Annotated in this window: 15 protein-coding genes; 7 read left to right on the top strand and 8 right to left on the bottom strand. The window is 74.6% G+C overall.

The window, feature by feature from the left end; translation table 11 throughout:
• Window positions 1-11: 11 nt before the first annotated feature.
• Window positions 12-1574, bottom strand: coding sequence for a histidine kinase (locus tag ABZ881_RS18895; RefSeq protein ID WP_358486199.1), 1563 nt, complete (start codon window positions 1572-1574; stop codon window positions 12-14).
• 82 nt (window positions 1575-1656) lie between these two features.
• On the opposite strand from ABZ881_RS18895, the gene ABZ881_RS18890 reads away from it, so the two are divergent.
• A complete protein-coding gene (locus ABZ881_RS18890) occupies window positions 1657-4230 on the top strand; it encodes a DUF3516 domain-containing protein (RefSeq protein ID WP_358486187.1) in 2574 nt (857 codons plus the stop codon).
• A gap of 91 nt (window positions 4231-4321) precedes the next feature.
• The gene (locus tag ABZ881_RS18885; protein ID WP_358486186.1) at window positions 4322-6472 is read left to right on the top strand and encodes an EAL domain-containing protein; all 2151 of its coding nucleotides are present in this window, start codon (window positions 4322-4324) and stop codon (window positions 6470-6472) included.
• A gap of 16 nt (window positions 6473-6488) precedes the next feature.
• Here ABZ881_RS18885 and ABZ881_RS18880 read toward each other — a convergent pair whose 3' ends face one another.
• From ABZ881_RS18880 to ABZ881_RS18870, 3 genes are all read right to left on the bottom strand, one after another.
• Window positions 6489-7274: an LLM class F420-dependent oxidoreductase gene (locus tag ABZ881_RS18880; RefSeq protein ID WP_358486184.1), complete on the bottom strand. Its 786-nt coding sequence runs from the start codon at window positions 7272-7274 to the stop codon at window positions 6489-6491.
• Window positions 7275-7343: 69 nt separating this feature from the next.
• Complete coding sequence (locus ABZ881_RS18875; RefSeq protein WP_358486183.1) at window positions 7344-8087, bottom strand: DUF742 domain-containing protein; 744 nt, start codon at window positions 8085-8087, stop codon at window positions 7344-7346.
• A 228-nt stretch (window positions 8088-8315) separates the two neighbouring features.
• Entirely contained in the window at window positions 8316-9521 is a 1206-nt protein-coding gene (locus tag ABZ881_RS18870; RefSeq protein ID WP_358486182.1) for an acyl-CoA dehydrogenase family protein, read from the bottom strand.
• A 227-nt stretch (window positions 9522-9748) separates the two neighbouring features.
• Between ABZ881_RS18870 and fdhA the strand changes: the two genes are divergently transcribed.
• Entirely contained in the window at window positions 9749-10963 is a 1215-nt protein-coding gene (gene fdhA, locus ABZ881_RS18865) for a formaldehyde dehydrogenase, glutathione-independent (RefSeq protein ID WP_344017783.1), read from the top strand.
• Window positions 10964-11025: 62 nt separating this feature from the next.
• Here fdhA and ABZ881_RS18860 read toward each other — a convergent pair whose 3' ends face one another.
• On the bottom strand, window positions 11026-11835 hold the full coding sequence (locus tag ABZ881_RS18860; RefSeq protein WP_358486179.1) for a DUF1932 domain-containing protein: 810 nt from the start codon (window positions 11833-11835) through the stop codon (window positions 11026-11028).
• Between the two features lie 66 nt (window positions 11836-11901).
• Here ABZ881_RS18860 and ABZ881_RS18855 point away from each other — a divergent pair, with 66 nt between their 5' ends.
• Window positions 11902-12654, top strand: a complete 753-nt coding sequence (locus tag ABZ881_RS18855) for an aldolase/citrate lyase family protein (protein ID WP_344017785.1) — start codon at window positions 11902-11904, stop codon at window positions 12652-12654.
• A gap of 34 nt (window positions 12655-12688) precedes the next feature.
• Here the strand turns inward: ABZ881_RS18855 and meaB are convergent, their stop codons facing one another.
• From meaB to ABZ881_RS18840, 3 genes are all read right to left on the bottom strand, one after another.
• The gene (meaB, locus tag ABZ881_RS18850) at window positions 12689-13672 is read right to left on the bottom strand and encodes a methylmalonyl Co-A mutase-associated GTPase MeaB (RefSeq protein ID WP_358486177.1); all 984 of its coding nucleotides are present in this window, start codon (window positions 13670-13672) and stop codon (window positions 12689-12691) included.
• A gap of 103 nt (window positions 13673-13775) precedes the next feature.
• Window positions 13776-15962 carry a methylmalonyl-CoA mutase gene (scpA, locus tag ABZ881_RS18845; RefSeq protein WP_358486223.1) on the bottom strand — a complete coding sequence of 729 codons (2187 nt, stop codon included), beginning with the start codon at window positions 15960-15962 and terminating at the stop codon, window positions 13776-13778.
• Window positions 15963-15985: 23 nt separating this feature from the next.
• Complete coding sequence (locus ABZ881_RS18840) at window positions 15986-17905, bottom strand: methylmalonyl-CoA mutase family protein (RefSeq protein ID WP_358486175.1); 1920 nt, start codon at window positions 17903-17905, stop codon at window positions 15986-15988.
• Window positions 17906-18098: 193 nt separating this feature from the next.
• On the opposite strand from ABZ881_RS18840, the gene ABZ881_RS18835 reads away from it, so the two are divergent.
• The 3 genes from ABZ881_RS18835 to ABZ881_RS18825 all read left to right on the top strand — a co-directional run bounded on the left by ABZ881_RS18835 (window position 18099) and on the right by ABZ881_RS18825 (window position 20485).
• On the top strand, window positions 18099-18719 hold the full coding sequence (locus ABZ881_RS18835; RefSeq protein ID WP_358486174.1) for a sulfite oxidase-like oxidoreductase: 621 nt from the start codon (window positions 18099-18101) through the stop codon (window positions 18717-18719).
• Window positions 18719-19435, top strand: a complete 717-nt coding sequence (locus ABZ881_RS18830) for an FAD-binding oxidoreductase (protein WP_358486172.1) — start codon at window positions 18719-18721, stop codon at window positions 19433-19435. The genes ABZ881_RS18835 and ABZ881_RS18830 overlap by 1 nt, the downstream gene beginning before the upstream one ends.
• 108 nt (window positions 19436-19543) lie before the next feature.
• Window positions 19544-20485, top strand: a complete 942-nt coding sequence (locus tag ABZ881_RS18825) for an alpha/beta fold hydrolase (protein ID WP_358486170.1) — start codon at window positions 19544-19546, stop codon at window positions 20483-20485.
• The last annotated feature ends 131 nt before the right edge of the window (window positions 20486-20616 follow it).

The following is a 20616-nucleotide window of genomic DNA, read 5'->3' as shown; positions in this document are numbered from 1 at the left end:
CGAATCGGAGATCACAACCCTGCCGGGGCGTCCAGCGGCAGGCTGAACAGGACGAACGGGGCACGGGTGGCGTGGGTGACCTCGATCCGGCAACCCGGTCCCTCCGGCGGGGTGACGAGCTGCACGTGCACCGCACCGCCGCCGGGCACCGGCTCGATCTCCTCCTGCACGGCGCGGCGCACCGCGGCCAGCACGGCCAGCGGCGGCACCGCGGCACCCGGGTCGACGCCCGCGGCAGCCGGGTCGTCGATCTCGGCGGTCAGCCGGGCGCCGAACCGGGTCCGCTCGATCTGCAGGTACGCCCGGACCGCGGCCAGCTCCTCGTCCAGCCGGATCGCGGGTTCCTCGGCCCGGTCGGCCGCCCGGGACAGGTCGGCGAAACCGAGCAGCAGCTCGCGGGCCCGCGGCGGGTCGGTGCGCACCAGCGAGGCGATCGTGTTCAGCGTGTTGTAGACGAAGTGCTGCTCCAGCCGCCGGGACAGCGGGCCGTGCCAGGTGCCCGCGGGCCCGGGCTCGGCCCCGGCCGGCGCCTGCGCGGGCTTGGGCTCGGGCTCGGCGGGGGCGGCGGGGACGGTCGCGGCTGCGGCTGCAGCCGGCACCTCGAACAGCTCGTCGTCCTGCTCGTCTGCCGGCACCAGCCCCCGCCAGGACGGCAGCGCGAGCCGCCCGGCGGCCGTCCGGCCGCGGTGCTCGACCGCGCAGGCCAGCCCGGGCGCCAGCCACCGGGCGTCCGCGGCGACGCCGTCCGGGACCCCGGCCGGCGGCGCACCGGGCGCGGCGGCGCGGACGGTGCGCGCGTCGGCGTCCGCGGCGCCGATCCCGACCCGGCCGACGTACTGCGGGCCCTCCGGCCCGGGCAGCGCCAGCAGCACCGCGGCGATCCGGTCCGGCCGCCCGGGTGCGGGCACCCAGCCCGCGACCAGCGCCTGCCTGCGCCTGCGCAGCGGCACCCGCAGCCAGTTCCGGGTCCGCCTGCCCGGCTGGTACGGCACGTCGAGCCGCTTCAGGTGCAGCCCGTCCAGCCCGTACTGCTCGGCGGTGCGCACCACCAGGTCGGCCTCGTCCAGCCCGAACGACGGCGGCACCAGGATCGCCGGACCGGCCAGCGCCAGCTCCTCCAGCTCCGCCCGGCGGCGCCGGTAGGGCAGCTCCAGCACCCGCCGCCCGTCGCACCAGAGCAGGTCGGTCACCACGTAGCCGACCGGGACCTCGACGCGCAGCGCGGCGTCCGGGGCGAGCGTCGCGGTGCGGCGCAGCAGCGGTCCGCGCGACGGGCGGCCCGCCTCGTCCAGGGCGACCACGGTGCCGTCGAGGACCAGCCCGCCCGGCGGCGCCTGAGCGGCCAGCACGCCGAGCTCGGGGAACGACCCGGTGACGCTGCGCGCCGTCGACGACAGCAGCCGGACCCGCCCGCGGCTGACGTAGGCGACGCAGCGGTGGCCCTCCCAGCCGAACTCGACGGCCCACCGCGCGGGATCGGTCGCGTCGGACAGCTCGCCGGTCGCGGGCAGCATCGGCGGGACGAGTTCGGGCATGGTCGGGCGGGACCCGCCCGACACCCCACCCCCGGTCACGGGCCCACGGTAGTCGGGCGGACGGCGCCGGGTTCCAGCCGCGGTCGCCGCGTCCGGGCCACCAGGCACAATCGGGGCCATCATGACGCTCACCGACCGGCTCCCCCGCAGCTCCGGCCCCGACGACCCGATCGACCCCGCCGACCTGGTGGAGATCTTCGCCGACTGGGCGTTCGACGAGCGCGGGCTGTCGCTGTACCCGGCGCAGGAGGAGGCGCTGCTGGAGCTGGTGACCGGCGCGAACGTCATCCTGTCCACCCCGACCGGCTCCGGGAAGTCGCTGGTCGCGATGGGCGCGCACGCCGCGGCGCTGGCCCGCGGCGAGCGCACCTTCTACACCGCGCCGATCAAGGCGCTGGTCAGCGAGAAGTTCTTCGCGCTGTGCGAGGTGTTCGGCGCGGACAAGGTGGGCATGCTCACCGGTGACGCGGCGGTGAACGAGAAGGCCCCGATCATCTGCTGCACCGCGGAGATCCTGGCCAACCTGGCGCTGCGCACCGGATCGGGCGCCGACGTCGGGTCGGTGGTGATGGACGAGTTCCACTTCTACGCCGACCCGGCCCGCGGCTGGGCCTGGCAGGTGCCGATCGTCGAGCTGCCGCAGGCACAGTTCCTGCTGATGAGCGCCACCCTGGGCGACACGTCGTTCTTCGCCGAGGACCTGACCCGGCGCACCGGCCGGGAGACCGCCGAGATCACCTCGGTGGACCGGCCGGTGCCGCTGCACTTCCGCTACGTCGTCGAGCCGCTGCACGAGACGATCGCCGAGCTGCTCGCCACCCGCGAGGCGCCGGTCTACATCGTCCACTTCACCCAGCAGGCCGCCGTCGAGCGGGCGCAGGCGCTGATGAGCGTCAACGTCACCTCCCGGGAGGACAAGGCGGCCATCGCCGAGACGATCGGCGCGTTCCGGTTCACCTCCGGGTTCGGCCGCACGCTGTCCCGGCTGGTCCGGCACGGCATCGGCGTGCACCACGCCGGGATGCTGCCCCGCTACCGGCGGCTCGTGGAGACCCTCGCCCAGGCCGGCCTGCTCAAGGTCATCTGCGGCACCGACACGCTCGGCGTCGGCATCAACGTGCCGATCCGCACGGTGCTGTTCACCGCGCTGTCCAAGTACGACGGCCGCCGGGTCCGCCCGCTCAAGGCCCGCGAGTTCCACCAGATCGCCGGCCGCGCCGGCCGCGCCGGGTACGACACCGTCGGCACCGTCGTCGCCCAGGCCCCCGAGCACGACATCGAGAACGCGAAGGCGCTCGCCAAGGCGGGCGACGACCCGAAGAAGCGCCGGAAGGTCCAGCGCAAGCAGCCGCCGGAGGGCTTCGTCGGCTGGTCCCAGACGTCGTTCGAGAAGCTGCAGCAGGCCCGGCCCGAGCCGCTGACCAGCCACTTCGAGGTCACCCACGCGATGCTGCTGAACGTGATCTCGCGCGGCGGCGACACCTACGCCGCGATGCGGCACCTGCTCACCGACAACCACGAGCCGCGCCGCCGCCAGCTCCGGCACATGCTGCGGGCGATCGCGATCTACCGGGCGCTGCGCAGCGCGGGCGTCGTCGAGGAGTACACCGTGGAGGGCGCCGCCCGGCCCCGCGCCCGGGTCGTCGACGAGCTGCAGCTGGACTTCGCGCTCAACCAGCCGCTGTCGCCGTTCGCGCTCGCCGTGTTCGAGCTGCTCGACCAGGAGTCCCCGGACTACGCCCTCGACGTGCTGTCGGTCGTCGAGTCCACGCTGGACGACCCGCGCCAGATCCTGGCCGCCCAGCAGAACAAGGCCCGCGGCGAGGCGGTCGCGGCGATGAAGGCCGACGGCATCGAGTACGAGGAGCGGATGGCCCGGCTGGAGGAGGTCACCCACCCCCGGCCGCTGGCGGAGATGCTGCACGCGGCGCTGGAGACCTACCGGCGCGGCGCGCCGTGGGTGGCCGACGCCGTGCTCTCGCCGAAGTCCGTGGTGCGCGACATGAGCGAGCGGGCGATGACGTTCACCGAGTACGTCTCGCACTACCAGCTCGCCCGCTCCGAGGGGCTGGTGCTGCGCTACCTCGCCGACGCCTACCGGGCGCTGCGCCAGACCGTGCCCGAGCACGCCCGCACCGAGGAGCTCACCGACCTGATCGAGTGGCTCGGTGAGCTGGTCCGGCAGACCGACTCCTCGCTGCTCGACGAGTGGGAGAAGCTCGCCGCAGGCGCCGACACCGGGGACGGAGAGATCACCCCGCCCGGCGCGGACGCCGGGCTCGCCGCACCGGCCGGGGTCACCGGCAACGCGCGGGCGTTCCGGGTGCTGGTCCGCAACGCGCTGTTCCGCCGGGTGGAGCTGCTCGCGCTGGGCCGTTACGAGGAGCTCGGCGCGCTCGACGGCGAGGCGGGCTGGACGGCGCAGCGGTGGCGGGACGCGGTGGCGCCCTACTTCGCGGTGCACGACCGGATCGGCTTCGGGCCGGAGGCCCGCGGGCCCGCGCTGTTCGACCTCACCGAGGAGACCGACCGCTGGCTGGTCCGCCAGGTGCTCGACGACCCGGCGGGCGACCGCGACTGGGCGATCACCGCCGAGATCGATCTCGCGGCCTCGGACGAGGCCGGGGAGGCCGTCGTCTGGGTGACGGGAGTGACCGACGGGTCACCGTCCGACGTGCACGACCCGCAGGCATAACCCGGTCGGCCCCATCGGACGGGCCGGATCGGTTACGGTGTTCCACGATCGAGAGGGCAGTCCCTCCACCGGAGCGAACGGGGGTCGGTGGATGCAGCAGGCCGATGTCGCCGCTGCATGCGTCGACCACGGCCGGGCACTCGCCGCCGACGAGCTGCCCGTGCCCTCGGAGCTCGTGACCGCCTGGACAGCCGCGCTGGCCCGCCGGTGCGCGCAGCCCGCCACCGAGCTGCGCCCGCTGCTGGAACGGCTGACCGGACGGCTGCGGCGGGCCGCGACCGCCGAGATCCTCGATCCGGCCGAGGTCACCGAGGCGGGCCGCGAGCTGGTCCGCGCGCGGATCACCGACCCGGCCTGTCTGGAGGTCTCGATGACCGTGGTCGGCGCGCACCTGGAGCGGGCGGCGGGCACCGGCGACCGGGTCCGGCGGACCGCCGCGGTGCAGGCGTCTTTCGTCCGCGGCTTCACCGAGGCACTGCGGCTGCAGGTGCTCGCCGACCAGGAGCAGGTCACCCGGGCCGCGCTGGACGCCCGCCAGGTCGCCGAGCGGGCCCGCTGGGCGTCCGAGACCCGGTTCTCGGCGATGTTCGACTCGGCCGCGGTCGGCATCGTGATCTTCGACCCGCACGGCCGGTCGATCGAGGCGAACGACGCCGCCGCGGCGATGCTCGGCTACTCCCGCGAGCAGCTCACCGGGATGAGCGTCGGCGACTTCGTGTCCGTCCAGCAGGCCCCCGAGCTGTGGGCGGAACGGCCGCGGCTGCTCGACGGCTCGCTGGACCGGCTGCGCGTCGTGCGCCCGGTTCGCCGCGCCGACGACGCCGAGATATGGATCGATGCGGTGGTCACCCCGCTGCGCGAGGACGACGGCGCGACCGACCACCTGGTCGCCGTGCTCAGCGACGTCACCGAGCAGCGCGAGCTGCAGCGGCGGCTGGAGCACCAGGCGTCGCACGATCCGCTGACCGGGCTGCCGAACCGCTCACTGTTCTTCGGCCGGCTGGCCGCGGCGATCGCCGAGTCCCGCCCGGACGGCACCCGGCCCGGCATCTGCTATCTCGACCTGGACGGGTTCAAGGTCGTCAACGACACGCTCGGGCACCAGGCGGGCGACCGGCTGCTGGAGGTGCTCGCCACCCGGCTGCGCGCCGCCCTGGAGCCGGAGGGGCATCTGGTCGCCCGGATGGGCGGCGACGAGTTCGTCGTGCTGGTGCCGCGGACGGCCGACCGGGCCGACCTGGAGGAGGTCGCCGGCCGGGCGCTGGGCACGGTCCGCAGGCCGGTCCGGATCGACGGCCGGGACATCGTGATCTCGGCGAGCGTCGGGGTGGTGCGGCACGACGGCGAGCTCGGCGCCGACGAGCTGCTGCAGGCCGCCGACACCACGCTGTACTCGGCCAAGCGCGCCGGCCGCGGCCGTTACCTGCACTACGACCGGGAGCGGCACCGCTCGGACGTCCGCCGGTTCGAACTGTCGTCGCAGATGCCGGAGGCGCTGCGCCGCGACGACTTCGTGGTCGTCTACCAGCCGCTGGTCCGGCTCGCCGACGAGCAGACCGTCGGGGTCGAGGCGCTGGTGCGCTGGCAGCGCCCGGACGGCGAGCTGCTCGGTCCGGACCGGTTCATCCCGCTCGCCGAGGAGACCGGGCTGGTCGTCCCGCTGGGCAGGCGGGTGCTGGCCGAGGCGTGCCGGCAGGGCCGGACCTGGGCCGACGCGCACCCGGAACGGCCGCTGCTGGTCAGCGTGAACGTCGCCGCCCGCCAGATCGTCGAGTCCGATCTGGTCTCGGACGTCGCGGCCACCCTGGACCGCTACGACTGGCCGGCCGAGCGGCTGCAGATCGAGCTGACCGAGTCCGACCTGATGGGCTCGCCGGGCGGGCCGCCCGCGACGCTGCGCGAGCTCGAGCGGATGGGCGTGCGGATCGCGATCGACGACTTCGGTACCGGCTACTCCAACCTCGCCTACCTGCGGCACCTGCCGGTGCACGTGCTGAAGCTGGCCGGTCACTTCGTGGCCGGCTCCGCCGAGCGCGACGACGTCATCCTGCGCACGCTCATCTCGCTGGCCTCCGCGCTGGACCTGGAGGTCACCGCGGAGGCCGTCGAGACGCGGGAGCAGGCGCTGCGGCTGCGCGAGTACGGCTGCGCGAACGCCCAGGGCTGGTACTACGCGCCCGCGGTCGTCCCGGAACGGATCCCGGACCTGCTCCGCGACCCGTTCCTGCGCGACGGCGGCTGAGCGGCCGGCGGGCCGGTCAGCCGTTGCGCTCGTCGCGCCAGGCGAGCCAGTCCTTCAGCCGGCTCAGGTCGTAGCCGCCCTGGCCGTCCTGGCCGACGGTGAACAGCCGCACGCCGGCGTCGTACAGGGCCGGGCCGAGCTCGTCGGGCCCGTGCTCGACGGCGACCGAGCGCTCGATCTCGGCCGGGTCGCGGCCGATGTCGCGGCAGTGCGCGTCCAGCACGGCGCACTTGTGGGCGACGGTCCCGACGTCGCCGAAGCCGTGCCAGATGGTGGCGTGCTCGGCGGTGTAGCGCAGCGTCTTCTTCTCGCCGCCGCCGCCGACGAGCACCGGGATGTCGCGGGTCGGCGCCGGGTTCAGCTTCGCCCAGCGGGCCCGGATCCGGGGCAGCGCCGCGGCGAGGTCACGCAACCGGTCCCCGGCGGTGCCGAACTCGTAGCCGTACTCGTCGTAGTCGCGTTCGAACCAGCCGGCGCCGATGCCGAGGATCAGTCGGCCGTCGGAGATGTGGTCCACGGTGCGTGCCATGTCGGCGAGCAGCTCGGGATTGCGGTAGCTGTTGCAGGTCACCAGGGCGCCGATCTCCACCCGGGAGGTCGCCTCGGCCCAGGCGCCGAGCATCGTCCAGCACTCGAAGTGCCGGCCGTCGGGCTCGCCGTAGAGCGGGAAGAAGTGGTCCCAGTTGAAGACGACGTCGACGCCCGCCTCCTCGGCGGCCGCGACCGTTCGGCGGATGTCGGCGTAGTCGGTGTGCTGGGGCTGCAGCTGCAGCCCGACGCGGACGGGGCGCGGATCGGTCATGGGTCCATCCTGGCCGACCGGGCCGGGTCGCGCCGGGCGGATCCGGGCCGGTGCCTGCTCGGTCCCGGCTCAGAGGTTCCGCAGCCCGGAGAGCACCCGGTCCATCAGCGCCATGCTCGGCCCGTCCTCGGCCGACGAGACGCCGTGCACGGTCAGCCTGCCCTCGCCGGCCAGGTCGTCGATGAGCACCCGCGCGACGCCGAGCGGGATCCCGGCCAGCGCGGCCACCTCGGACACCGACCGGGTCTGCGCGCAGAGGCTCAGCACGGCCGCCTGCTCGGTGCCGAGCACCGGTGCCGGGCCCGGCACCGGCCGGACCGAGACCAGGGTCTCCAGCCGCAGCTCCATCCGGACCCGGGTCCGGCCGCCGGTGATGACGTACGGGCGGACCGCGGTGAACGCGGCCTGCGGGGCGGGCTCGGCGGTGCCGCCGACGACCGGGAGCGGCGCGGTGTCGGACTCTGGGTCGGACTCTGGGTCGGACTCTCTGCCGAAGTCTGGGCCGGAGCCGGTACCGGAGTGGGTATCGGGGCCGGTGCTGCTGCCGGCGCCCGCGTTCCCGGTCCGCTCCCGTTCGGCCGCCGCGGCGCGCTCCGCGGCGCGCTGCTTACGGGTCTTGCGGCTCCGCTTGGCCGAGTGGCCGCCGAACCGGGCCCCGGTGACGCCGATCAGGTTCTCGTCGGCCTCCGGCTCCGGAGGCTCGGTCTCGGCCGCCTCGGCCGGGCGCCCGTGCGGGTGGTCCGGATCGGGGGCATGCCGGGACGGGCGGGCCCCGAACCGGGCACCCGTCCGCCCGATCTCCGACGGTGCCATCCACCCCTCCGCTCCCGAGCCGCCGGTGGCGGCGGCGTCGTGCTCTCGATCGCCGGGAGTGATCATCGCCGAGATGTGATCACTGTGGGCGATCAGGAAGACGCACAGGGTGCACCGACTTCGCTACCGAACGGTGTCCAGCGTGTCACGGGCGTGTGACACGGACGAGGATCCGCAGGTCACGAACCTGAAATTGCGCCCGATCGGAGCACGACACACCCCGGCCGTTCAGCCCAGCGGGCTGCGCGGGAGGAGCCGGTCGGCGATGATCTTCTTCTGGATCTCGCTGGTCCCCTCGAAGATCGTCGTGAGCCGGGCGTCCCGCCAGTGCCGCTCCACCTGGTGCTCGGTGGTGTACCCGTTGCCGCCGTGCAGCTGGATGCCGTCGGCGGTGACCTCGGCGGCCATCTCGGTCGCCACCAGCTTGGCCATCGCGGCCTCCCGGGCGCACGGTTCGCCCTGGTCGAGCCGGTGCGCGACGTGCTGGTAGAACGACCGCGCCTGCTCGACCCTGGCCGCCATCGTCGCGAGGGTGAACCGGACGGCCTGGAAGTCGCCGATCGGGTGCTCGAACTGCCGCCGCTGCTGCAGGTACCGCACACAGTCCTCGACGGCCGCCCTGGCCAGCCCGACGGCGCGGGCGGCGGTGTGCACGCGGGCGATGTTCAGCCAGGCCTGCGCGTCGGCGAAGCCCTCGCCGCCGTCGCCGAGCTGGTTCGCGACCGGTACCCGCAGGCCGTCGAACTCGAGATCCCAGGTGACGAAGCCGTGGTAGCCGATCTTGTCGATCGGGCTGCCGGTGAGCCCGGCCGGGAAGCTGTCCCGCTCCTTCTCGACGACGACGGTGGCCAGCCCGGCCGAGCGCTTCTCCCCCGGCGCCGGGTCGTCGGTGCGGACCAGCACCTGGATGAAGTCGGCCGCCCTGGCGTTGCCGGTCCAGCGCTTCCGGCCGGTGATCACGAACTCGTCGCCGTCGCGGACGGCGCGGGTCTCCACCGCGGCGAGATCGGAGCCCGCGTCCGGCTCGGACAGCGCGATGGCGCCGATCCAGTCGCCGCGCGCGCTGCGGCGCAGCAGCTCGGCGCGCCGGTCCGGGTCCGCCACGGCGGTGCCGGCGCCCTGCGCCCTGGCGATGATCGACCCGACGCTCATCCAGGCCCTGGCCAGCTCCTCGGCGACCATGCAGTACTCGAAGGCGCCGAGGCCGAGGCCGCCGTGCTCGCGATCGACCGTGATCCCGAAGTAGCCGAGCTCACCCATCTCGTCGAGCAGGTCACGCGGGATCTCGCCCCGGCGCGGATCGAGCTCGTTCGCCACCGGGAGCACCCGGGCCGTGGCGAACTCGCGGGCCTGCTTCTGCAGGGCCTCCCGCTCCGGCGTGTGGTGCGGCGCGGTCAGCACCGGGACGGGCGGCTCGCGGAGGTCGTCGGTCATCCGCGCAGTATCGCCGCCGGGGCCGTGATCCGCTGCGGGCGCGGTCACTCCGGTGCGCCCCGGCGGTGCGCTCCACCCGTGCGCGATGCATCCAGCCATGCGCACGTCGGCATCCTGTGTCACGGTCGGGAACGGCGGCGCGGCCGGCGCGGGGGCGGCACCCGGGCGCGTCCGCCGGTTCCGGTCCGCGACCGCGGACCGCACCGATCGTGAGGGGAGCCAGTCTCATGCCCGACAACCGCGTGGTCGTCTACAAGTCTCCGGGTGAGGTCGCCGTCGAGTCGATCGACTACCCCAAGCTGGAGCTCCCGACGGACGTCGTGGACGGCCTGAAGATCAAGAAGAAGGCCCCGCACGCCGCGATCCTCAAGGTCGTCACCACCAACATCTGCGGTTCCGACCAGCACATGGTGCGTGGCCGCACGACCGCCCCGGCCGGCCAGACGCTCGGCCACGAGATCACCGGCGAGATCGTCGAGGTCGGTGACGACGTGCTGTTCGCCCGGCCGGGCGACATCTGCTCGGTGCCGTTCAACATCGCCTGCGGCCGCTGCCGGATGTGCAACGAGGGCAAGACCGGGGTGTGCCTCAACGTCAACCCGGCCCGGCCGGGCGCCGCCTACGGCTACGTGGACATGGGCGGCTGGATCGGCGGCCAGGCCGAGTACGTGATGGTGCCGTTCGCCGACTTCAACCTGCTGCGGTTCCCGGACCGCGACCAGGCGCTGGAGAAGATCCTCGACCTGACGATGCTGTCCGACATCTTCCCGACCGGCTACCACGGGGCGCTCACCGCGGGTGTGACGACCGGTTCGACCGTGTACGTGGCCGGTGCCGGGCCGGTCGGGCTGGCCGCGGCGCACGCCGCGCAGCTGCTCGGCGCGGCCACCGTGGTCGTCGGCGACATGGTCGCGTCCCGGCTGGAGCAGGCCCGCAGCTTCGGCTGCGAGACCGTCGATCTCACCGCCGGCGGCACCCTGCCCGAGCAGCTGGAGCAGCTGCTCGGCGAGCCGGAGGTGGACGCGGCCGTCGACGCCGTCGGGTTCGAGGCGCGCGGGCACGGCAAGGACGCCGACGAGGCGCCGGCGACGGTGCTGAACTCGGTCATGGAGGTGACCCGGGTGGGCGGCGCGCTCGGCATCCCCGGCCTGTACGTGACCGGCGACCCGGGCGCGGTCGACGACGGCGCGAAGGAGGGGACGCTCGGCGTCCGGATCGGGCTGGGCTGGGCGAAGTCGCACAGCTTCACCACCGGGCAGTGCCCGGTGAAGAAATACAACCGCCAGCTGATGCAGGCGATCCTGTCCGGCCGGGCGGACATCGCGAAGGCGGTCAACGCCACCACGATCTCGCTCGACGACGCCCCGCAGGGCTACCGGGACTTCGACGGCGGCGCCTCGCGCAAGTACGTGATCGACCCGCACGGGTCGGTCGCAGCCTGATCCCCGCCCCCGCCCCGGCCCCCGCCCCGCCGCACGGGCTGCGGCGGCTCGGGGGCCGGGGTTCAGGGCCGGTCGGCGGCCCGGCGGTACAGCTCGGCGGCGGCCCGCGAGAAGCCGTCCGGGACGTCCACCGCCGCGAACGCGGCCGCGGCCTCGTCCATCTCCCCCGCCCAGCGCCAGCCCTTCGCCGCGGCCTTCGCCCGGACGTCGGCCAGCGCCGCGTCGTGCTCGATCCCGCCGCGGGCCAGCTCGTCGTGCAGCGCGGCGGTCACCCCGAACCGGGCCGCCGCCTCCGCCATCGCCAGCCACAGCGTCGGCAGGGCCTTGCTCTGCAGCGCGAAGCACGCCTTGAGACCGCTGGCGGCGCCGACCCCGTCGAGCGTCCGGACGTCGAACGGACTGCCGTCGAACAGACCCGCCAGCGCGTCCGCGCCGGGGCCGGAGAGCCACAGCACGGTCGTCCCGCGCTGCCACGCGGGCGGCCCGATCACCGCGCCGTCACACACCACGGCCCGCTCGCCGAGCAGCTGCGCGATCGCCCGGACGGTGTCCGGCGCGATCGCGTTCGCCTCCAGGTAGACCGGCCGGTCGGTGCGGCCGGTGAGACCCGCCGCCACCTGCTCGGCCACCTCGCGGGCGGCGTGCGGCGGACAGATCGAGACGATCACGTCGGACCGGGCGGCCAGCTCCGCGACGTCCGGCACGGCGACCAGGTCGGCGAGCTCGGCGCGCTTGGCCGTGGCGTGGCTGCGGCCGGCGTCGGCCCAGATCACCGCGCCCGCGCGGGCCTTGAGCGCCGACCCGATCGCGGCCCCCATCGCTCCGGGGTGCAGGATCCCGATCACCGGTCGGGGCGGCAGGCTCGTCGGCATGGGGATCATGATGCCCGCGCCACCCCGCCGGTGGCGCATCGCGGCGCGGACGGGCACGGTCGGTCCATGAGCGTTCCCAGTACCGACCCGATGTTCACCGGCGACGCCGTCGGTGGCTGGCTGCAGCTGCCCTCCCCCGCGGTCGCCGAGATCGTCGGCTCGGCCGGGTTCGACAGCGTGTGCGTCGACACCCAGCACGGCCTGATCGGCGACGACAGCGTGCTCGGGATGCTGCAGGCACTCACCGCATCCGGCACCCGGTCGCTGGTCCGGGTGCCGGGCCACGGTGCGGAAGCGATCGGCCGGGCGCTCGACCGCGGCGCCGACGGCGTGATCGTCCCGCTGGTCGACACCGCCGAGCAGGCCGCCGCCGCGGTCGCCGCCTGCCGGTTCCCGCCGGCCGGGAACCGCAGCTTCGGTCCGGTCCGGCCGTCCTGGCTGGGGCGCGAGCCGCTGGCCGGTGGGCGCTGCGTGGTGATGGTGGAGACGGTCGCCGCGGTCGCGAACCTGGAGGAGATCCTCACCGTGGAGGGGCTCGACGCGGTCTTCGTCGGCCCGTCGGACCTCGCCCTGGCCTACGGGCTCCCGCTCGCCGCGCAGGCACCGGACGCGCCGGACGCGGCCCGCTACGGCGAGCTGATCGAGGGGATCACCTCGCGCTGCGCGGCGGCCGGTGTGCCGGTGGGGATCTACTGCAACTCCCCCGCGCACGCCCGCCGCTTCCGCGGGCTCGGCTGCACCTTCACCATGCTCGCCGCCGAGCAGGCCATCCTGCGGGCGGCCTGTGCGGAGCAGCTCGCCCAGGCCCGCGCAAGCTGAACCGGCCGGGCCCGCGCCGCCGCCCCCCGCGTGCTCAGCGCAGCGTGTCCAGGATGGTCTGCGCGGCCAGGGTCGGGGTGAGCCCACCGGTCCGGACGTCCGCGGTGAGCGCGGGAAGCTTCTCCTGCAGGCCCGGGTCGTGCAGCAGCCGGTCCATCAGCCGGTCCCGCACCATCTGCCACATCCACTCGACCTGCTGGTCGGCCCGCCGGGTCGCCAGCTCACCGGCCTCGTCGAGAGCGGCACGGTGCTCGCGGACCTTCTCCCAGACCGTGTCCAGGCCCATCCCGGTCTGCGCGGAGCAGGACAGCACCGGCGTCCGCCAGGTCGACGACGTCGGCGTCATCATGTGCAGCGCCCCGGCGAGCTCGCGGGCCGCGGCCCGGGCGTCCTGCTCGTGCCGCCCGTCGGCCTTGTTCACGGCGACGACGTCGGCGAGCTCCAGGATGCCTTTCTTGATCCCCTGCAGCGAGTCGCCGGTGCGCGCGATGGTCAGGAACAGGAAGGTGTCGACCATCCCGGCGACGGTCGTCTCGGACTGGCCGACACCGACCGTCTCGACCAGCACGACGTCGTACCCGGCGGCCTCCATCACCACCATCGTCTCCCGGGTGCGGCGGGCGACCCCGCCGAGCGTCCCGGCCGACGGGGACGGCCGGACGAACGCGTCCGGGTCGACGGCGAGCCGCGGCATCCGGGTCTTGTCGCCCAGGATCGACCCGCGGGTCCGCGTCGACGACGGGTCCACCGCCAGCACCGCGACCCGGTGCCCCTGCCCGGTCAGCCGGGTCCCCATCGCCTCGATGAACGTCGACTTGCCGACGCCGGGCACGCCGGAGATGCCGACCCGGACGGCGCCGCCGGACTTCGGTGTCAGCTCCAGCAGCAGCTCCTGCGCGGCGCGCTGGTGGTCGGGCCGGCTGGACTCGACGAGCGTGATCGCCCGGGCCAGCCTGGTGCGGTCGCCGGCCAGTACCCCGCGGGCGAGGTCCGCAGGATCGGGGACACGCGGGGCCATCAGGACCTCCGGTTCTCGGGGTTCGGGACGGGGCCGCACCCGGACAGGGGGAACGGGGGCCGGCCCGGTCGTCGGGCACGTCCGGTCGTTCCCCTGCCGGGGATCAGTCCGCGTAGACGGTGCCGGTCCCGGCCGCCTCGTCGGGGTCGTCGTGGCCGAGCGCGGCCGAGAGCTTCCCGAGCAGGTCGACGGCCGCCTCGGCGATGACCGTGCCGGGCGGGAACACCGCTGCCGCACCCATCTTCAGCAGCTCCGGCACGTCGGCGGGCGGGATGACGCCGCCGACGACGACCATGATGTCCTCGCGGCCCAGCTCGGCCAGCTCGTGCCGCAGCTCCGGGACCAGCGTGAGGTGACCGGCGGCCAGCGAGCTGGCGCCGATCACGTGCACGTCGGACTCGGCGGCCTGCTTCGCGACCTCGGCCGGGGTCTGGAACAGCGGGCCGACGTCGACGTCGAAGCCGATGTCGGCGAACGCCGTCGAGATGACCTTCTGGCCGCGGTCGTGGCCGTCCTGGCCCATCTTGGCGACCAGGATCCGGGGCTGGCGGCCCTCGGCGGCGGCGAAGGTGTCCACCAGCTCGCGGGCGCGGTCGATCGCCGGGTTCTTCCCGGCCTCCGAGGAGTACACACCGGAGATGATCCGGATCTGACCGGCGTGCCGCCCGAAGACCTTCTCCAGCGCGTCCGAGATCTCACCGACGGTGGCCTTGTTCCGGGCCGCGTCGACGGCCAGGCCGAGCAGGTTGTCGGCGTCGTCGCGCCGTCCGCCCTCGGCGATCTTCTCGGCGACGGCGGTGAGCCGGCGCAGCGACTCGTCGAGCGCCCGGTCGTCGCGCTCGGCCCGCAGCTTCTGCAGCTTCTCCAGCTGCTCGCGGCGCACCCCGGCGTTGTCGACCTTGAGCACGTCGATCTGCTCGTCGACGTCGACCACGTACTTGTTGACGCCGATGACCGGCTGCCGGCCGGAGTCGATCCGGGCCTGGGTGCGGGCCGCGGCCTCCTCGACGCGCATCTTCGGGATGCCCGCGTCGATCGCCTCGGCCATCCCGCCGGCCTTCTCGACCTCGTCGATGTGCGCCCACGCCCGGCGTGCCAGGTCGTAGGTGAGCTTCTCGACGTAGTAGCTGCCGCCCCACGGGTCGACGACGTTCGTCGTGCCCGACTCCTGCTGCAGCAGCAGCTGGGTGTTGCGGGCGATCCGCGCCGAGAAGTCGGTGGGCAGCGCGAGCGCCTCGTCGAGCGCGTTGGTGTGCAGCGACTGGGTGTGCCCCTGGGTGGCGGCCATCGCCTCGACGCAGGTGCGGACGACGTTGTTGTAGACGTCCTGCGCGGTCAGCGACCAGCCGGAGGTCTGCGAGTGCGTGCGCAGCGACAGCGACTTCGCGTTCTGCGGCTCGAACCGGTTCACCAGCTTCGACCAGAGCAGGCGCGCGGCCCGCATCTTGGCGACCTCCATGAAGAAGTTCATGCCGATCGCCCAGAAGAAGCTCAGCCGGGGGGCGAACTTGTCGATGTCGAGCCCCGCGTCGACGCCGGCCCGCAGGTACTCCACGCCGTCGGCGAGCGTGTAGGCGAGCTCCAGGTCGTTCGTCGCGCCGGCCTCCTGGATGTGGTACCCGGAGATCGAGATCGAGTTGAACTTCGGCATCTTCGCGCTGGTGAAGCCGAAGATGTCGGAGATGATCTGCATGGACGGCTGCGGCGGGTAGATGTAGGTGTTGCGGACCATGAACTCCTTCAGAATGTCGTTCTGAATGGTCCCGGTCAGCTTCTCCGGCGCGACGCCCTGCTCCTCGGCCGCGACGATGTAGAGCGCGAGCACCGGCAGCACGGCGCCGTTCATGGTCATCGACACCGACATCCTGTCCAGCGGGATGCCGTCGAACAGCTGGCGCATGTCCAGGATGGAGTCGATCGCCACGCCCGCCATGCCCACGTCGCCGGCGACCCGCGGATGGTCGGAGTCGTAGCCGCGGTGGGTCGCCAGGTCGAACGCGATCGACAGGCCCTTCTGCCCGGCGGCGAGGTTCCGGCGGTAGAAGGCGTTCGACTCGGCGGCGGTGGAGAACCCGGCGTACTGGCGCACCGTCCACGGCTGGTTGGTGTACATCGTCGGGTACGGCCCGCGCAGGTACGGGGTGATGCCCGGGTAGGTGTGCAGGAAGTCGACGTCGGCCAGGTCGTCCGCGGTGTACAGCGGCTTGACGCCGATGCCCTCCGGGGCCTCCCAGGTGGGGGCGGATCCCGCCCAGGCCGACGACGGTGTGCTGCCCGAGCGCAGCGGCACCGAGCTGAAGTCGGGAATCCGGGTCACTTCGATCCCTCCAGCGAGGTGTGCACGTCGTCGATCACGGCCAGGGCGTCGCAGCCCGCGAACAGGTACCCGTCCACCCCGGGGACCTCCTCCTCCGGCTTCCCCGCCAGCAGGATGCGGGTCGCGCCCGCCGCGCGCAGCGCGGCGGCGGTGTCGGCGGCCCGCTCGGCGTAGAGCTCGTCCGACGAGCACAGCACGGCGACCGCCGGGCGGTCACCGGCCAGATAGGCGTCGGCGACGGCCTGCGCGGTCTCGGTCGGCCCGGCCTCGGCGGCGTCGATCCCGCCGGCGCCGAGCAGGTTGCGGGTGAACCCGGCCCGCGCGGTGTGGACGGCCAGCGGGCCGATCGTGGCGAGGAAGACGGTCGGGCGGCGCCCGTCCCGCTCCAGCGCGGCGTCCGAACGGTCCCGCTGGATCTCGTACGCCTCGGCGGGCCGGTAGAGCGGCAGGCCGCCGCGGGCCACCGGGGCCGGCAGCGGATCCCGGGCGACCGGCTTCTCGTTCAGGTCGGGGAACTCGGAGACGCCGGTCAGCGGGGTCTTCCGGCGGGCGACGTCGGCCTCCCGCTTCGCCCGGACCTGCTCGACCCGCTCGGCCACCAGCCCGGAGTCGAGCGCGGCGACGGCGCCGCCCGCGCCCTCGATCTCCTGGAAGAACTCCCAGGCGACCCGGGCGAGATCGTCGGTGAGGTGCTCGACGTACCAGGAGCCGCCCGCCGGGTCGATGACGCGGGCCAGGTGCGACTCCTCGACCAGCAGGTTCTGGGTGTTGCGGGCGATCCGGCGGGAGAACGGCTCGGCGGCGCCGATCGCGGCGTCGAACGGCGGCACGGTGACCGCGTCCGCCCCGCCGACGCCGGCGGCGAAGCCGGCCACGGTGCCGCGCAGCATGTTCACCCACGGGTCGCGGCGGGAGAACAGCACCTCGCTGACGACCGCGTGCTGGCGCTGCGGGACGTCGGTGCTGCCGGCGGCCTCCAGCACCCGCGCCCACAGCCGGCGCGCGGCACGCAGCTTCGCGATCGTCGGGAACTGCTCGGGGGTGGCGGCGTAGCGGAACTCCAGCACCCGGGCCGCGGCGAGCACGTCCAGCCCGCCGGTCGTGCCGTCCACCAGGGCGCGCAGGTAGGCGACGCCGGCGGCGAGCGACCAGCCCAGCTCCTGGGCGTCGGACCCGCCGGCCTCACGGATCACCCGGGCGTCCACGGTGACGGCGGTGACCTTCGGGAACGACCCGGCGACCCGGCGGGCCAGCTCGGCGACCGATCCGGTGTCCGGCCCGGACCCGGTGCGGGCGCGCAGGCCGATCGGGTCGGCACCGAGCGAGCCCAGCAGCTCGGCGTCCTCGACGCCGTTGCGGGCGGCCAGGTCCAGGTACGCGCCACCGGCCTCGACGGCGTCGGCGCCGGCGTCCAGCGCGACCGCGGCCAGGTCCAGGTAGACGCCGTCCACGGCGGCGGCGATCGCGTCGATCGGGATCCCGCCCTCGCCGACCTGCAGCCAGACCGAGTTGACGCCGCACTCCAGGTCGGCGAGCAGCGCCTCGCGGACCGCGGCCGGATCGGTGCCGGTGTGCCGCTGGCGGATGTCCCAGCCGCCGGGGACGTGCCCGTCGGTCAGCGCACCGCGGGTGAAGGGCCACGCCCCGGGCACCCCGGTGGCGGGCAGCTCCGCCACGTCCTCGGACGCGTAGAGCGGGGCCACCCGGATGCCGTCGGCGCTGGTCCGGGTCAGCGCGGCGACCCCGGCCCCCGGTTCCGCGTCCTCGCCGATCCGGCCGGACCTCCGTACCACCGCGTCGACGGCGGCGGTCCACTGCTCCCGGGTGACCGGGTCGAACCCGCCCGCGAGGACCAGCTCGTCCGGCTCCGCCGGACCGTCACCTGCGTCGACCGCCGCCCGGTCGCTGCCCGTCATCCGCTCAGTTCTCCTCACCGGCCCGCGGGCGGCCTCGTTGCCCCGCCCGGCGCCGCCGTGATGACGCCGCCGAAGTGCAACGGAGTCTAGTGACGGCACCCGGCCGGGGGCATCGGCTGTGGTGCGACGCGCACGGCCTGTGACGCACCCGACGGCCTGGAACACACCGGGCCGGTGCGGCATTGTGCCGTCCATGCCACCCGTGACCCGAGGCTTCGTCGGCAGGCGCAAGCGGGACCCGCGACTGCCTCCCGGCCAGTACGACGTCGGTGACCAGTGGCCGGTGCTGACCGCCGAGCCCGCGCCGAACCTGGACACCGCCCGCTGGACGTTCCGCATCGACGGCCTCGTCGAGCGCCCGGCCGAGTGGACCTGGGACGAGATCCGGGCGCTGCCTCGCGAACGCTGGGACGGCGACATCCACTGCGTCACCACCTGGACGAAGTTCGGGATGACCTGGGAGGGGATCCCGATCGACACGCTGCTGGAGGCGGCCGGCCCGCTGCCGGGGGCCCGCTACGTGGTGGCGCACTCGCACACCGGGTACACCACGAACCTGCCGCTGGCCGACATCACCGGCGGCCGCGCCTGGCTCGCCTTCGCCGCGGGCACCGCGCCGGCGGCGCCGGCCCCGCTCACCCGGGAGCACGGCGGCCCGGCCCGGCTGCTGGTGCCGCACCTCTACTTCTGGAAGAGCGCGAAGTGGGTGGCCGGGCTGCGGCTGCTCGCCGAGGACGAGCCGGGATTCTGGGAGCGCAACGGGTACCACGACCGCGGCGACCCGTGGGCCGAGCAGCGGTTCGGAGGGGACTGATGGAGACGACCTCCCGCCGGACCCTGCGCTGGCAGCTCGCGACCGTGCTCGACGTCCACGACGAGGCGCCGAAGGTGCGCACCTTCCGGCTCGCGCTGGCCGAGCCGGCCACCCACCTGCCCGGCCAGTACTACGTGGTGCGGCTGACCGCCGAGGACGGCTACACCGCGCAGCGCTCCTACTCGGTGGCCTCGGCGCCGGACGGCCGCGCGGAGATCGAGCTGACCGTGGAACGGCTCGACGACGGCGAGGTGTCGGAGTTCCTGCACGACGTCGTCGTGCCCGGTGACGTGCTGGAGGTGCGCGGGCCGGTCGGCGGCTGGTTCGCCTGGGACGGCTCCGGGCCGGCGCTGCTCGTCGGCGGCGGCTCCGGGCAGGTGCCGCTGGTCGCGATGCTGCGGCACGCCCGGGCGCTGGGCCGGCCGGACCTGGTGCGGATGGTGCTGTCGGTGCGCACCCCGCGCGGCCTCTACTACGGCGACGAGCTGCACGGCCCGGAGGTGCATCCGGTGTTCACCAAGGTCGTGCCGGAGGGCTCGACGCGCCCCGCGGGGCGGTTGCGGCTCGACGACGTCGCGCCGCTGGTCCGCGGCGGGGAGACCGCGTTCGTGTGCGGGAGCCCCGCGTTCGCCGATGCCGCGGCGGCGCTGCTCGCCGAGGCCGGCCTGCCCGCCGCGGCGATCCGGATCGAGCAGTTCGGCCCGACCGGCAGCTGATCCTCCCCGGGCGACGCCTCGGCGTGACAGGCCGGGCGCGCTGCGCCACCATGATCGGCGCGGCCGTGCCGGTGACCACCGGGCAGGACCACCAGCCAGGGAGCACCGATGACCGTCACCCCCGTCGAGACGTCGTTCAGCAGCGCCGGCAGCCGGTGCGCGGCCTGGCACCTGACCGCGGCGTCGGACGCGCTGGCCGGGCATCGGGGGCGGCCGTGCGTGGTGATGGCGCACGGCTTCGGCGCCACGCGGGACTCCGGGCTGCTGCCGTTCGCGCAGCGGTTCGCCGCGGCCGGCTGCGACGTGCTGCTCTTCGACTACCGCGGCTTCGGCACCAGCGACGGCACCACCGACCCCGCGCTCGCCCACGACGTGCACCACCTGCGGCACCGGGCCGACTACCACGCGGCGATCGCGCACGCCCGGACGCTGCCCGGGGTGGACCGGGAACGGATCGTGCTGTGGGGCAGCTCGTACTCCGGCGGGCACGTCGTCCCGGTCGCCGCCCGGGACGGCCGGGTCGCCGCGGTGATCTCACAGGGCGCGGCGATGGACGGCCTCGGCGCACTGTGGGCGGTCGCGCGCCACGCCGGTCCCGGCGGGCTGCTCGCGCTCACCGGGCACGGGCTGCGCGATCTCGCCGGGGCACTGCTGCGCCGCCCGCCGCACCGGATCGGGGTGTACGGCCCGCCCGGCTCGGCCGCCGCGATCACCGCGCCGGATGCCGAGGCCGGCTACTCGTCGATCACCGGGCCGTCGTTCCGCAACACCGTGCGGGCCCGCGCGGCGCTGCGCATCCCGGTCAACCGCCCGGTGACGGCCGCCCCGCGGCTGCGCGCGCCGATGCTGGTCGTGGTGGCCGCCCGGGACTCCATCGCGCCGCCCGCGGCGGCCCGGCGGGCGGCGGCCAGGGCGGGGGCGGGCGCCGAGGTGCTGGAGCTGCCGTGCGGGCACTTCGACATCTACACCGGTGCCCCGTTCGAACGCTCGGTGGCCGCCCAGGTGGACTTCCTCACCCGCACGCTCTCCCCGGCACCCGCCGGCACCTGAGCCGGCCCGAGCCGGATCCCGGGACAACCGGCCGCCGTTCCCCCGGACGGCCCAGCGCAGGCCACCGACAGCGGCAGTGAACCCGGATCCGACTGCGCGCAGCCGAACAGCGTCACCCTGTCGGCGCAATG

Source organism: Pseudonocardia sp. NPDC046786 (assembly GCF_040645415.1).
GTDB lineage: Bacteria > Actinomycetota > Actinomycetes > Mycobacteriales > Pseudonocardiaceae > Pseudonocardia > Pseudonocardia kongjuensis.
The sequence above is the reverse complement of the archived record's forward strand: the minus strand, read 5'-3'. Positions and strand labels throughout refer to the sequence as shown.